The 11919-nt window shown below is 72.5% G+C and carries 13 protein-coding genes; 7 read left to right on the top strand and 6 right to left on the bottom strand.

Translation table 11 applies throughout. The features are described from left to right. Nucleotides 1–98: 98 nt before the first annotated feature. Nucleotides 99–554: a SufE family protein gene (locus ACFU5G_RS17040; protein ID WP_377247034.1), complete on the bottom strand. Its 456-nt coding sequence runs from the start codon at nucleotides 552–554 to the stop codon at nucleotides 99–101. 153 nt (nucleotides 555–707) lie between these two features. Between ACFU5G_RS17040 and ACFU5G_RS17035 the strand changes: the two genes are divergently transcribed. Then, nucleotides 708–1007: a DUF3175 domain-containing protein gene (locus tag ACFU5G_RS17035; RefSeq protein ID WP_377247031.1), complete on the top strand. Its 300-nt coding sequence runs from the start codon at nucleotides 708–710 to the stop codon at nucleotides 1005–1007. Nucleotides 1008–1081: 74 nt separating this feature from the next. Here the strand turns inward: ACFU5G_RS17035 and ACFU5G_RS17030 are convergent, their stop codons facing one another. Together ACFU5G_RS17030 and ACFU5G_RS17025 are read right to left on the bottom strand one after the other, a co-directional pair. Further along, the gene (locus ACFU5G_RS17030) at nucleotides 1082–1975 is read right to left on the bottom strand and encodes a sulfurtransferase (RefSeq protein WP_377247028.1); all 894 of its coding nucleotides are present in this window, start codon (nucleotides 1973–1975) and stop codon (nucleotides 1082–1084) included. 76 nt (nucleotides 1976–2051) lie between these two features. Continuing rightward, nucleotides 2052–3356 carry a transcriptional regulator gene (locus tag ACFU5G_RS17025; protein WP_377247025.1) on the bottom strand — a complete coding sequence of 435 codons (1305 nt, stop codon included), beginning with the start codon at nucleotides 3354–3356 and terminating at the stop codon, nucleotides 2052–2054. 289 nt (nucleotides 3357–3645) lie between these two features. On the opposite strand from ACFU5G_RS17025, the gene ACFU5G_RS17020 reads away from it, so the two are divergent. Next, nucleotides 3646–4275 carry a hypothetical protein gene (locus ACFU5G_RS17020; RefSeq protein WP_377247022.1) on the top strand — a complete coding sequence of 210 codons (630 nt, stop codon included), beginning with the start codon at nucleotides 3646–3648 and terminating at the stop codon, nucleotides 4273–4275. 273 nt (nucleotides 4276–4548) lie between these two features. Here the strand turns inward: ACFU5G_RS17020 and ACFU5G_RS17015 are convergent, their stop codons facing one another. Further along, a complete protein-coding gene (locus ACFU5G_RS17015) occupies nucleotides 4549–6156 on the bottom strand; it encodes a von Willebrand factor type A domain-containing protein (RefSeq protein ID WP_377247019.1) in 1608 nt (535 codons plus the stop codon). Between the two features lie 236 nt (nucleotides 6157–6392). On the opposite strand from ACFU5G_RS17015, the gene ACFU5G_RS17010 reads away from it, so the two are divergent. Together ACFU5G_RS17010 and ACFU5G_RS17005 are read left to right on the top strand one after the other, a co-directional pair. Then, nucleotides 6393–7916 (top strand): aldehyde dehydrogenase family protein, encoded by a 1524-nt coding sequence (locus ACFU5G_RS17010; protein ID WP_377247016.1) that lies wholly within the window; start codon nucleotides 6393–6395, stop codon nucleotides 7914–7916. A 94-nt stretch (nucleotides 7917–8010) separates the two neighbouring features. After that, the gene (locus ACFU5G_RS17005; protein ID WP_377247013.1) at nucleotides 8011–8418 is read left to right on the top strand and encodes a DUF779 domain-containing protein; all 408 of its coding nucleotides are present in this window, start codon (nucleotides 8011–8013) and stop codon (nucleotides 8416–8418) included. 17 nt (nucleotides 8419–8435) lie between these two features. Here ACFU5G_RS17005 and ACFU5G_RS17000 read toward each other — a convergent pair whose 3' ends face one another. Continuing rightward, the gene (locus ACFU5G_RS17000) at nucleotides 8436–8849 is read right to left on the bottom strand and encodes a hypothetical protein (RefSeq protein WP_377247010.1); all 414 of its coding nucleotides are present in this window, start codon (nucleotides 8847–8849) and stop codon (nucleotides 8436–8438) included. A gap of 117 nt (nucleotides 8850–8966) precedes the next feature. Between ACFU5G_RS17000 and ACFU5G_RS16995 the strand changes: the two genes are divergently transcribed. Beyond that, nucleotides 8967–9770, top strand: coding sequence for a MerR family transcriptional regulator (locus ACFU5G_RS16995; RefSeq protein ID WP_377247007.1), 804 nt, complete (start codon nucleotides 8967–8969; stop codon nucleotides 9768–9770). On the opposite strand, the gene ACFU5G_RS16990 is transcribed toward ACFU5G_RS16995, so the two are convergent. After that, nucleotides 9734–10351 carry a DinB family protein gene (locus tag ACFU5G_RS16990; RefSeq protein ID WP_377247004.1) on the bottom strand — a complete coding sequence of 206 codons (618 nt, stop codon included), beginning with the start codon at nucleotides 10349–10351 and terminating at the stop codon, nucleotides 9734–9736. The genes ACFU5G_RS16995 and ACFU5G_RS16990 overlap by 37 nt on opposite strands. Nucleotides 10352–10405: 54 nt before the next feature. Here ACFU5G_RS16990 and ACFU5G_RS16985 point away from each other — a divergent pair, with 54 nt between their 5' ends. Then, on the top strand, nucleotides 10406–11290 hold the full coding sequence (locus ACFU5G_RS16985; RefSeq protein WP_377247001.1) for a PfkB family carbohydrate kinase: 885 nt from the start codon (nucleotides 10406–10408) through the stop codon (nucleotides 11288–11290). After that, nucleotides 11281–11919: a nucleoside/nucleotide kinase family protein gene (locus ACFU5G_RS16980; RefSeq protein WP_377246999.1), complete on the top strand. Its 639-nt coding sequence runs from the start codon at nucleotides 11281–11283 to the stop codon at nucleotides 11917–11919. Before ACFU5G_RS16985 ends, ACFU5G_RS16980 begins: the two co-directional genes overlap by 10 nt.

Below are 11919 nucleotides of genomic sequence, written 5' to 3'. Positions count from 1 at the left end.
GAGGTCGGCACAGCCCTGTGCCGACCTCGATGCCAACTGCCGACGTCACTGCGGCCGGCGCATGCAAGCTGCCGACGTGACTGTCCCCGCCGCCAGGATCAGACCTGCGCGGCCGCGAGCTGCTCGCGGACCTGGCGCTTGGCGCGCGTCAGCATGCCCGCCATGCCGTTCAGGCGCAGCAGGCTGACGACCTTGGTCAGGCCGAGCTGGAGCGGGTAGTCCTCGGGCACGTCCAGGACCTGCTGCGCCGTCAGCCCGGTCAGGCCCTGCGCCAGGATCGACGCGAAGCCGCGCGTGGTGGGCGCCTCCTCCGGTGCGCTGGCGTGGAAGGTGACCACGCCGGCGTCGTCCACCTCGGCGAACGCGTAGACGGGGGACTGGCACTCCTGGACGCGCTCCAGCCGTTCGGGCGCGTCCGCGTACCTCTCGGGCAGCGGGGGCAGCTCGCGCGAGACCTCCAGCAGGAGCTGGAGGCGGTCACGCTCGGGCGTCTCCAGGAAGGCGTCCCGCAGCTCGGCGAGGGCTTCGGGCAGGTCGACGTCGTTGGTGCTCATCCGTTCATCCTTTCACCGTCGCGCCCCACACGTGTCAGACCCACAGGTCACCCGGGGGACCTGTACGTCTGACACGTGCGGGGGCGTATGACATGGGGGCGAGCCGAGGGCACGCCCTGGGCGGGTGGCCCGACGGCGTCGTAGCGTGGCCGTATGGCCGGGAACAAGGGGGCCGACGGCGGCCCGGACCGCTGGTCGCAGGGCGTCACCGAGGGAAGCGATGCCCTTGACCTGGAGGAGGGCGTGTTCACCTGGGCCGATCCCGCGCGGATCGCCCGGTCCCTCAAGAGGTCGGCCGAGGCGAGCGACCGGCGCAAGAGCTCCCCGTACCGGTCCGCGATGTCGATGCTCACGTTCTACGTCAACCGCGCGGGCAAGGACCTGGACGCCGACCAGCGCCAGGTGCTGGAACGCGCGAAGGACGAGCTGCGCAAGGCGTTCGGCCGGGCCTGACCCGGCACCCCTCCCGCACGTGTCAGACCTACAGGTCACTCCGGGGACCTGTACGTCTGACACGTGCACCGGCGTCAGACCGTGCCCGGCTCCGTGCCCGTGGCGACCGGGACGCGCACCGCGTTGCCCCACTCGGTCCAGGAGCCGTCGTAGTTGCGCACGTTCGTGTAGCCGAGCAGGTACGTGAGCGCGAACCAGGTGTGGCTGGAGCGCTCGCCGATGCGGCAGTAGGTGATCACGGCGTCGGCCGGGTCGAGCCCGAGGCCGGCGGTGTAGATCGCGTCGAGCTCGGCGCGCGACCTGTAGGTGCCGTCCTCGGCCACGGCCGTGGCCCACGGCACGTTGCGGGCCGTGGGGATGTGGCCGCCGCGCAGCACGCCCTCCTCCGGGTAGTCCGGGATGGCGATGCGCTCGCCCGTGTACTCCTGCGGGGAGCGGATGTCGACGAGCGGGCCGCTGCCCAGGTGTGCCAGCACGTCCTCGCGGAAGGCGCGGATCGTGGCGTCGTCCCGCTCGACCGTGGGGTACTCCACGGGTGCGGGCGCCGGGACGTCGGTGGTGAGCTCGCGGCCCTCGGCGCTCCACAGCCCGCGGCCGCCGTCGAGCAGGCGCACGTCCTGGTGGCCGAACAGCGTGAACACCCAGGCGGTGTACGCGGCCCACCAGTTGTTCTTGTCGCCGTACAGCACCACGGTGGTGTCGCGCGTGATGCCCTTGCTGCTCATCAGGGCGGCGAAGGCCGCGCCGTCCAGGTAGTCGCGGATCTGGGGGTGCTGCAGCTCGGTGTGCCAGTCGACCTTCACCGCGCCGGGGATGTGCCCGGTCTCGTACAGCAGCACGTCCTCGTCCGACTCGACGACGACGATGCCCGGGTCCTTGAGGTGCTCGGCCAGCCACGCCGTGCTCACGAGCCGTTCGGGGTGGGCGTACTGCGCGATCTTGTCCGACGGGTCGATGGGAGCGGGCATGGTTCCTCCTCGATGAGCGTGCACTGTCGAGTCTAGGAACACGGGGCGGGTCGTGGATGATCCCGCCGGGGTCGGCTCAGGCGAGCCTGCGCTCCAGCACCCCCAGGTGCGCCCGCGCCCGCGCGGCCTGCGGGCCGCCCGGTTCGGCCAGCCGCGCCAGGCGCGTCCAGGCGACGTGGTCGTCGGTGCCCTCGTCGCGCGCGGTCCACTGCTCGACGGCGGCCACGTCGTCGCAGGCGTGCACCGCCCCGCGGACCTCGGCCTCCAGCTCCTCGCGCAGCCGCTCCACGCCCGGCGCGACCGAGCGGCGCAGCAGCGGCTCCGGGTACGCGGACAGCGCGCCGCGGGCGTCGCCGCGCCGCAGGCGGGCGCGCACCGTGTCGACGTCGGACCGCACCATGCGGGCGAGCCGGTAGGGGCGCGAGCCGGCGAGCAGCGGTCCGCCGAGCACGCCGTCGGCCACGCGGCGCAGGCGGGAGATCTCCGCGCGGACCGCCACGAGCGACAGGTCGCCCGGGTGCAGCAGCACCGCCAGCTCCTCGGCGCTCAGCCCGCGCGGGTGCTCGGCCAGGAGCAGCATGATCTCGGCGTGCCGCAGCGAGAGCCGGCGGCCGCGCAGCGTGGGCGCCCCGAGCAGGCGCAGGTCCGGTGCGCGCTCCGCGGCACCGCCCGGGACCCCGCCACCCAGGTCCGTGTCCGCGGCCGGGCCGTCGGCCCAGGGCGCGCCCCCGGCCTCCCGGCCGCCCGTGGCGCGGAGGGCGAGCTCGCGCTCGACCATGGCGACCGTGGCGCGCACGAGCGCGAGGGCCACGTGGGACCCGGCGGCGTTCCCGCCGGTCAGGTCGAGCACGCCGATGATCCCGCCGGCCGCGTCGTGCACGGGGGCCGCGGTGCAGCTCAGCCGCTGGACCGGCCGGGCGAAGTGCTCGGCCCCGAGCACCTGGACGGGTCGGCGCGTCGCGAGCGCGGTGCCGGGCGCGTTGGTGCCGACCGACTCCTCGCGCCAGACGGCGCCCTCGACGAACCCGACGCCGTCGACGGCGTCGCGCACCTGCCCACGGCCCTCGACCCACAGGAGCCGGCCGACGTCGTCCGAGACCGCGACCACCAGGCCGTCGCCCGTCGCGCCGCCCACGAGGTCGCGCACCAGCGGCATCGCCACGGCCAGGGGATGGGTGCTGCGGTAGTCGTCGAGGTCGTCCGACGCCGCGACCGGTACCGCGCTCGGCCGGTCGGGGTCCACACCGTTGCGCAGGCTGCGCAACCACGACGCCGCGACGACCGGGTCGATCCCGTCGGGCTCCTGGGAGCCGGCGGAACCGACGAAGCTCTCATAGGCCGCGCGAACCCAGCGCGCGTCGCGGTGTGGCACCTGCTGCATGCTGCCCCTGACGTTGTCCCGACGCCTTCGTCGAACCACGCCAGTGTAGGCATCGGACCAAGTTCATCAACAGGTTGTCCACCGTGATCCCCAAGTTGTCCACCGTCCCGGAGCGGTTTTCCACAGATCTAAGGGGCATCACGCTCTCGACAGGCGGGACTGGAAAAGTAGTCTTAGCGTCATTAGCACCGGTAGTTAAACGGGCCTCGCGTCCGACAGATAGTTTTCACGAAGACTCTCTTTGGGGGAAGAGTTGAACACCATCGCTTTAGCTAGACCGGAATCGCAGATGTCTGAGACTGATGAACGGGCCGGAGACAGTCCGCGCCAGCAGCTGCCCGTCGACCCGGCGAAGCTGCCGGCGCTCGACACGCCGGCTCCGCCGCACGAGCCCGACGCCGGCCTCGACCTGGCCGGCGCACGTGGCCGGCGGCGCTGGACGTTCGGCGCCGCGATCGTCACCGCGGTGGCCGTCGCCGTCACGCTGTGGGCCATGTCGGCCCGCGCGGAGGAGACCGGCCGGATCGTCACCCTGACCGCCCAGATCGACACCCAGGTCACCAGCACCTCGGCCCGGTCGCAGGACCTCGCCGCCGTCATGGAGACGGCCGAGCGGGTCTACGAGCACTCGGACGGCCAGGTCGCGGACCCGGCCACGCGCGACGTGCTCGCCGAGGCGCTCGCGGACGCGCGCCAGGCGGTGGCCCAGCGCCTGACCGACGCCCCGCCGACGTCGGTGACGCAGGCCCGTACCCTGCTCGCGCAGGCCACCCACATGGAGAGCTCGCTCGACTGGGCGGCGGAGGACCTGCGGGTCGCCGTCGACATGGTCCAGCAGTCGCAGGGCGCCCAGCGCTCCCTGGACTCCCGCGACCCGGTCGGCAACCGCACCATCCTCACCGCGCGCGACGCCTCCTGACCGCGACCCGTCCTGACCGCACCGCGACCGCCGGCTGCCTGGAGCGCTCGGTCCGCCTCGAGAACGACCTCGGGACCGAATCGCGCCGAGAACGGCAACCGGCCGCATTACCGCGGCGCCCCGGCCGGGCAGGTATCCGCGTATGCATTGACCGGGGCCGGATGAAAATTCCCGCTCGGTCGATGGTCGGTAAACTTCTTGCGGCGCATTCCGGGTGACTTTTGATATGCCGCACCGAATGCGCGCGGCGCGCGATATTCGCCCGCTTCGAGTTCACCCCACGGCGGAGTAGGCCTCGACCAGGTCCACGAACTCCGCCCGCAGCCCGTACGGGTCCGCGCCCAGGGCGCCCGCGGCCCGCTGCCGGACGGTGTCGAGGTTCGCCTGGCCCCGGTACTCCGACCCCGTGGCGATCAGCCCGAGCTCCGCGACGGCGGAGGCGAAGGCGAAGTCCGCCGTCGGCGTCGTTGTGAGCGCGCCGGCGCCGACCGGGAACTCGACCTCGGTGCTCGCGCCGGCCGCCCCGCCGTCCGGCGACTTGTAGCGCACGTGCACGGTCATGAAGTCGTCGCCGTCCGGGCCCGCCGCGGCGCCGGCGGGGACCAGCTCGTAGAACGCCGTCACCGAGTGCCCCGCGCCGACGTCGCCGGCGTCCTTGGTGTCGTCGTCGAACTCCTCGTCCGCCAGCCGCCGGTTGTCGTACCCGATCAGCCGGTACGAGCGCACGGTGGCGGGGTTCAGCTCGACCTGCAGCTTCAGGTCCTGGGCCACCACGAACATCGTCGACCCGAACTCGTCCACCAGTACCTTGCGCGCCTCGGCCAGGGTGTCGATGTACGCGTAGTTGCCGTTCCCGTGGTCGGCGATGGCCTCCATCATGCTGTCCTTCAGGTTGTACATGCCGAAGCCCAGCACCGACACGTACACCCCGGACGCGCGCTCCGCCTCGACCAGCGTCGTGAGCTCCGCGGGCGACGACGGGCCCACGTTGAAGTCGCCGTCGGTCGCCAGGATGACCCGGTTGTTGCCCCCGCGCACGAAGTTCTTCTCGGCCAGCTCGTACGCCGTGGTCAGGCCGGCCGCGCCGCCCGTGGACCCGCCCGCACGGAGCGAGCGCAGGTGGTCCACCAGCACGCCGTGCTCCGAGCCCGGCACGGAGTCGGCGACCACGCGGTTGTCGCCCGCGTACGTCACGATCGACACCCGGTCGTCCTCGTCGAGCTGCTCCACCAGCAGCGCGAACGACTCCGCGAGCAGCGGCAGCTTGTTCGGCTCGTCCATCGAGCCGGACACGTCCAGCAGGAACACGATGTTGTTGCCCTCCGACGCAGGCAGGGCCTCCGTCGCCTGCACGCCGACCATCGCGAGCTGGTGCTCCGGGTTCCACGGCGCGGTCGCGACCTGCGTCGACACCGAGAACGGGTGCTCGGCCCCGGCGGCAGGCGCGTCGTAGTCGTAGTCGAAGTAGTTGACCAGCTCCTCGATGCGCACGCCCTGCGGCGCCACGCCCTGGTTCACCTGGCGGCGCAGGTTCGAGTACGACGCCGTGTCGACGTCGGCCGAGAACGTGGACAGCGGGCTCGTGGCGACGTCCAGGAACGGCGACTCGGCCGAGTCGTCGTACTCCTCGCCGTCCGGGGTCGCGGGGTCGGTCGGATCCTCGCCCGGACCGGGCGGCACGAGCCGCTCGTCGCTCTGGGCCTGGCCCTCCAGCGACTCGGGGGCCGCCAGGTCGGGGGCCGACAGGTGCGCCGGCACCGCGGTCCCCGACTCGTCGCCCCTGGCGGTGCAGCCCGCGAGCGCAAGCACCACGGTCAGTGCGGCGGCCAGGGGAACGATCAGGGGGAGCGCGGGGGACGTGCGGCGGGTAACGAGGTTCATGGCCTCTCCTCGGGTTCGGCTCGTCGCGCGGAGTCGGTCCGGCGATCTGTCCTCATCTGTCCACATGTGCCGACGCGCGTCGTGCTTGCCGCCGTGAGGTCACGGTCGGGTTGCAACCCTGATGCAACGCCCCGCTGCCTAACCTCGCCGCACTCGGGTGCACCGGTGCGCCCGGGGCGTGGCTCCGCCGTCGGGCATCCCGGGGGTGGGCGCGAGATCCTGCGAGGAGGCAGACCATGACCGTGTACGCAGCCCCAGGTACCGAAGGTGCCATCGCGAGCTTCCGGCCCCGGTACGACCACTGGATCGGGGGCGAGTACGTACCCCCGGCCAACGGGCAGTACTTCGAGAACCCCAGCCCCGTGACCGGGCGGACGTTCACCGAGGTCGCGCGCGGCGACGCCGACGACATCGACCGGGCCCTCGACGCCGCGCACGGCGCCGCGCCGGCCTGGGGGCGCACCTCGGTCACCGAGCGCGCGATCATCCTGAACAAGATCGCCGACCGCATGGAGGAGCACCTCGAGGAGCTCGCGGTCGCGGAGACCTGGGAGAACGGCAAGCCGGTTCGGGAGACCCTGAACGCGGACATGCCGCTGGCCATCGACCACTTCCGCTACTTCGCGGGCGCGATCCGGGCCCAGGAGGGGTCGATCAGCGAGATCGACGGCGACACGATCGCGTACCACTTCCACGAGCCGCTGGGCGTGGTGGGGCAGATCATCCCCTGGAACTTCCCGATCCTGATGGCCGTGTGGAAGCTGGCCCCGGCGCTCGCGGCGGGCAACGCCGTGGTGCTCAAGCCGGCGGAGCAGACGCCGACGTCGATCCTGTTCCTGATGGAGCTCATCGCTGACCTGCTGCCGCCGGGCGTGGTGAACGTGGTCAACGGGTTCGGCGCGGAGGCGGGCAAGCCGCTGGCGAGCTCGTCGCGGATCCGCAAGATCGCGTTCACGGGCGAGACCACGACGGGTCGCCTGATCATGCAGTACGCGTCGCAGAACATCATCCCGGTGACGCTGGAGCTGGGCGGCAAGTCGCCGAACATCTTCTTCAGCGACGTCGCCTCCGCACGGGACGACTTCTACGACAAGGCCCTGGAGGGCTTCACGATGTTCGCCCTCAACCAGGGCGAGGTGTGCACGTGCCCGTCGCGCGCGCTCATCCAGAGCGACATCTACCGCGACTTCCTGGCCGACGCCGTGGCGCGCACCGAGGCGGTCAAGCAGGGCAACCCGCTGGACACCGAGACGATGATCGGCGCGCAGGCCAGCAACGACCAGCTCGAGAAGATCCTCAGCTACTTCGACATCGGCAAGGCCGAGGGCGCCAAGGTGCTCACGGGCGGGCACCGGGCGGAGCTGGAGGGTGACCTCGCGGGCGGCTACTACGTGACGCCCACGATCTTCGAGGGCAAGAACGAGATGCGGATCTTCCAGGAGGAGATCTTCGGGCCGGTCGTGGCCGTGACGGAGTTCGCGGACTTCGACGACGCCATCAAGATCGCCAACGACACCCTGTACGGGCTGGGCGCGGGCGTGTGGAGCCGGTCGGGGGCCGACGCCTACCGGGCGGGGCGCGCGATCGAGGCGGGCCGGGTGTGGACGAACAACTACCACGCGTACCCGGCCGCGGCGGCGTTCGGCGGCTACAAGGGCTCGGGCGTGGGCCGCGAGAACCACAAGATGATGCTCGACCACTACCAGCAGACCAAGAACCTGCTGGTCAGCTACTCGCCGAACAAGCTGGGTTTCTTCTAGGCCGGCGGCGTACGCCGAGCGGGAGGCCGGGGGCCGGTGCGTCCCTCGCCTCCCGCCCGGCGGTCCGGTCCAGCTCCGAGCTCAGGGAGGTTCCATGTCCGACGACGATCGCCAGGGCCAGGCGGCCGGCTCGCCGCCCGCACGGGTCGCCGTGACCGACGACGCCGCCGCGCTGCTGGTGCGGCTGCGGGACAAGCACGGCGAGCTGATGTTCCACCAGTCCGGCGGCTGCTGCGACGGCTCGTCGCCCATGTGCTACCCGGACGGCGACTTCATCACCGGAGACGCCGACGTGCACCTCGGCGACCTCGCGGTCGACTCGTTCACGGTGCCGGTCTGGATGAGCCGCAACCAGTTCGAGTACTGGAAGCACACCCACCTGACGATCGACGTGGTGCCGGGCCGCGGTGCCGGCTTCAGCGTCGAGGCGCCCGAGGGCGTGCGGTTCCTCATCCGGTCGCGGCTGTTCACCGACGACGAGTGGGAGCTGCTGCGGGACTGACCCAGGGCGCCCGGGGCTCACTGCTGGTCCAGCCTGGCGACGTCGTCGGCCGTCGCGAGGAAGAACGCGGCGAGCGTGAGGCCGTACCCGGCCGCGGTGTCCCGCAGGGCCACGAACCAGGCGTGGTCGGTGATCGATGCCGTGGCGGCGCCAGGCCGTTCCAGCATCACGAACACCGACGCGCCCGGCTCGCCCCGCAGGATGTCGTGCCACACCCGGCCCAGGTCGTTCACCGCGAGCACCTCGGGCTCCTCCGGCACCAGGTCCACGGGGACGATCGCCGGCAGTGGGTAGCGCTCGCCGTCCAGCAGCACGAACCAGAGGGTGCGGCGGCGAGGCCGGATGTCGCCGTGCACGAACCGGGCGAAGGCGAGGAGCGCCTCGTCGTCCGCCAGGGGGTGGTCGGGGCTGAACTCGCTCAGTGCTGTCATGGGGACCAGTGTTGGCACGGGGTGCCGGTCGATACCGGTTATCCACAGATGAATCTTCTTGGCGGATCGGAACGAGGGCTTGAAGTTGACGCGGCGTCAACCTCTACGGTGAGGGGCATGCAATGGTCCATCCAGGAGATCGCGCGGCTGACCGGCGTCACGAGCCGGACGCTGCGGCACTACGACGCCGTCGGGCTGCTGCCCGCCGTCCGCACGACGGACAGCGGGCCGCGCCGCTACGACCGCACCGCGCTGGTGCGGCTGCAGCGGATCCTGCTGCTGCGTGATCTCGGGCTCGGCCTCGGCGCCATCGCCGAGGTGCTCGACACCCAGCGGGACGAGGCGCAGGCCCTGCGCACCCACCTCGTCTCGCTCCGGGAGGAGCAAGGCCGGCTGGCCCGGCAGATCGCGTCGGTCGAACGGACCGTCGCGGCGCTCGAGAAGGACCCCGACACCACGGAGGGACACATCATGGCCAAGGACATGCTCGACGGTTTCGACCACACCCAGTACGAGCAGGAGGTCACCGAACGCTGGGGGAGCGACGCCTACCGGCGGAGCGACACCTGGTGGCGCAGCCTCAGCGAGCAGGAGCAGCGGGAGTGGAAGGGCCGCGTCGAGGCGCTGAGCCAGGACTGGGCCGACGCCGCGGCGGCCGGGACCGACCCGGCCTCGGACGAGGCGCAGGCGCTCGCCGCACGGCACGCCGACTGGCTTGCCGGGGTGCCGGGCACGCCCGGCTCCGGGCAGCGGCTGCCCGACCGCGGCTACCTGCTGGGGCTGGCCGACATGTACGTCGCGGACGACCGGTTCGCCGCGAACTACGGCGGCACCGAGGGCGCCCGGTTCGTGCGGGACGCCCTGCGGATCTTCGCGGAGCGGGCCTACCCGGCCGGCGTGGGCCCTGAGGGCGCGAGCTGAGCCCGGTAGAGGTCGCGCAGGAGGCAGATCTCGCCGCCGTGCGCCATGGCCTCGCGGCTGAGGTGGGTGACCAGCGCGGCCATCGGGAAGTCGGCGTACCCGACCCCCTTGGGGCCGATGGGCTGCTGGAGCGACTCGTCGTCCAGTGCCGCGATGCCGGACTGCCAGGTCCGGTAGCCCTCCTCGAGCATGGCCAGACCGGCGTCGGCCGTGATCGGGGCCTCCGGCCAGTGCCGGGGGTCGAACATGTCGGCGTCGGGCGGCGCTGCCGTCGGGCCGAACAGGGCGCGGGCGCGTCGCCCGAAGACGTCCCGGCCCACGTGCACCATGCGCCACGCGATGGTCGTCACCGGCGGGACCTCCGGCTCGGGCACCTCCTGCTCGAGCCGGGGCTCCCCGTCCGGCCCGGGGCGCACGCTCCACGCCGGCGACGCGGGCTCCCACAGGTACTCGGCGTCGGTGAGGCCCTCCAGCCGGGGCCACAGGTGGTAGTCCCAGTAGAAGCTCAGCTGGTCCAGGAGGAGGTCGCGCCACACGGCAGGCGGCGGTCCGGGCGGTATGGTCGGCTCCGTCGTCGTCATGCTCGGACACTACGCTCGGTCTCTGACATCCGGTTTCAAAGGTAGCCTCTGCCCATGCGCGACACCCCCGCTGAAGCTCCCCCAAAACCGCCCGTGACCTGCTGGTTCGCGGGTCTGACGACGCTCGATGTGATCCACCGCAGCGCCGTCCGCCCGGGTCGGAACGAGAAGATCACGGCTGTCCGCCAGGACGTCTCCGCGGGTGGCCCCGCGGCCAACGCCGCGGTCATCGCCGCGACGCTCGGGGCGCGCGCGCTCCTGATCAGCGCCATGGGCACCGGACCCGTCGGCTCGGCTGCCCGGGGCGACCTGGAGCACCACGGGGTCGAGATCCACGACACCGCACAGGGGCGCGAGATCCCCATCGCCGTCTCGGCCGTGATGGTCGACGACGAGACCGGCGACCGGTCGGTCGTCTCGCCGGACGCCACGCTCACCAACGGCCTGGACGTCACGGCCGCCGAGCTCGACACCCTGCCGCGGCCCGACGTGGTGCTGCTCGACGGGCACCACCCCGACCTGGCGCGGAGCGTCCTCGCGTACGCACTGGCCCTCGAGCCCCGCCCTCTGATCGTGCTGGACGCCGGCCGCTGGCGCCCCGTCTTCGCCGACCTGCTCGGCTCCGCCGACGTCGCCGCCCGGTCGGCCGACTTCCGCGCGCCCGAGGACGCCGCCGAGGCGCGCGCCGTCGTCACCACCCACGGGTCCGAGCCGGTGACCTGGTGCGACAAGGACGGGCGGCACGGCACCACGTACGTGCCCAGAGTCGCCGTGCGCGACACCCTCGGCGCGGGCGACGCGTTCCACGGCGCCCTGTCCGTCGCGCTCGCCCAGGGCGCCGGGCTGGAGGCCGCCGTCCAGGAGGGTGTCCGGGTGGCGTCCATCCGGGTGCAGCACATCGGACCACGGTCCTGGCTGGAGTACGTGCCGTGCGCCTGACGACGGCCGAGCTCGTCGAGCGCGCCGCCGGGCTCGCCGCCGAGGCCCGCCGCGCGGGTGCCGCAGCCGTGCTCGGGATCACCGGGCCGCCCGGCGCCGGCAAGTCGACGCTCGCCGCCGCCCTCGCCGACGGCCTGCCGCCCGGCGCGGCCGTGGTCGTCGGGATGGACGGCTTCCACCTGTCCGGCCAGGTGTTGGAGGCGCACGGCAGCCGCGCCCGCAAGGGCGCGATCGACACGTTCGACGACGCCGGCTACGCCGCCCTGATCGACCGCATCGCCGGCCGCAGCCCCGGCAGCCCGCCCGTCTACGCGCCGGAGTTCCGGCGCGAGATCGAAGAACCCGTCGCGGCCGGCACCGCCGTCACCGACGAACCCCTGGTGATCACCGAGGGCAACTACCTGCTGGCGACCACCGGCGCCTGGCCCGCCGCCCGCTCGCGGATGGCGCAGGTCTGGTACATCGAGCTGCCCGACGCCGAGCGCCTGCGGCGCCTCGTCGCGCGCCACCACGCCTTCGGCAAGCCCCTGTCCGACGCCGAGGCGTGGGCGCACGGCAGCGACCAGCGCAACGCGGACCTCATCGCGACGACCCGGGACACGGCCGACCTCGTCGTGGAGTGGGTGTAG

It is taken from the genome of Promicromonospora sp. NPDC057488 (genome assembly GCF_042802395.1).
GTDB lineage: Bacteria > Actinomycetota > Actinomycetes > Actinomycetales > Cellulomonadaceae > Promicromonospora.
Note: the sequence above shows the minus strand (reverse complement) of the source record. Positions and strands in the feature narration are given on the sequence as shown.

Excerpts from the sequence above, each read along its gene's own strand:
- ACFU5G_RS17040 (WP_377247034.1), bottom strand. The coding sequence starts at position 554 with ATGAGCACCAACGACGTCGACCTGCCCGAAGCCCTCGCCGAGCTGCGG.
- ACFU5G_RS17025 (WP_377247025.1), bottom strand. The coding sequence starts at position 3,356 with ATGCAGCAGGTGCCACACCGCGACGCGCGCTGGGTTCGCGCGGCCTAT.
- ACFU5G_RS17035 (WP_377247031.1), top strand. The coding sequence starts at position 708 with ATGGCCGGGAACAAGGGGGCCGACGGCGGCCCGGACCGCTGGTCGCAG.
- ACFU5G_RS17000 (WP_377247010.1), bottom strand. The coding sequence starts at position 8,849 with ATGACAGCACTGAGCGAGTTCAGCCCCGACCACCCCCTGGCGGACGAC.
- ACFU5G_RS17005 (WP_377247013.1), top strand. The coding sequence starts at position 8,011 with ATGTCCGACGACGATCGCCAGGGCCAGGCGGCCGGCTCGCCGCCCGCA.
- ACFU5G_RS17030 (WP_377247028.1), bottom strand. The coding sequence starts at position 1,975 with ATGCCCGCTCCCATCGACCCGTCGGACAAGATCGCGCAGTACGCCCAC.
- ACFU5G_RS16995 (WP_377247007.1), top strand. The coding sequence starts at position 8,967 with ATGCAATGGTCCATCCAGGAGATCGCGCGGCTGACCGGCGTCACGAGC.
- ACFU5G_RS17010 (WP_377247016.1), top strand. The coding sequence starts at position 6,393 with ATGACCGTGTACGCAGCCCCAGGTACCGAAGGTGCCATCGCGAGCTTC.
- ACFU5G_RS16990 (WP_377247004.1), bottom strand. The coding sequence starts at position 10,351 with ATGACGACGACGGAGCCGACCATACCGCCCGGACCGCCGCCTGCCGTG.
- ACFU5G_RS17015 (WP_377247019.1), bottom strand. The coding sequence starts at position 6,156 with ATGAACCTCGTTACCCGCCGCACGTCCCCCGCGCTCCCCCTGATCGTT.
- ACFU5G_RS17020 (WP_377247022.1), top strand. The coding sequence starts at position 3,646 with ATGTCTGAGACTGATGAACGGGCCGGAGACAGTCCGCGCCAGCAGCTG.
- ACFU5G_RS16985 (WP_377247001.1), top strand. The coding sequence starts at position 10,406 with ATGCGCGACACCCCCGCTGAAGCTCCCCCAAAACCGCCCGTGACCTGC.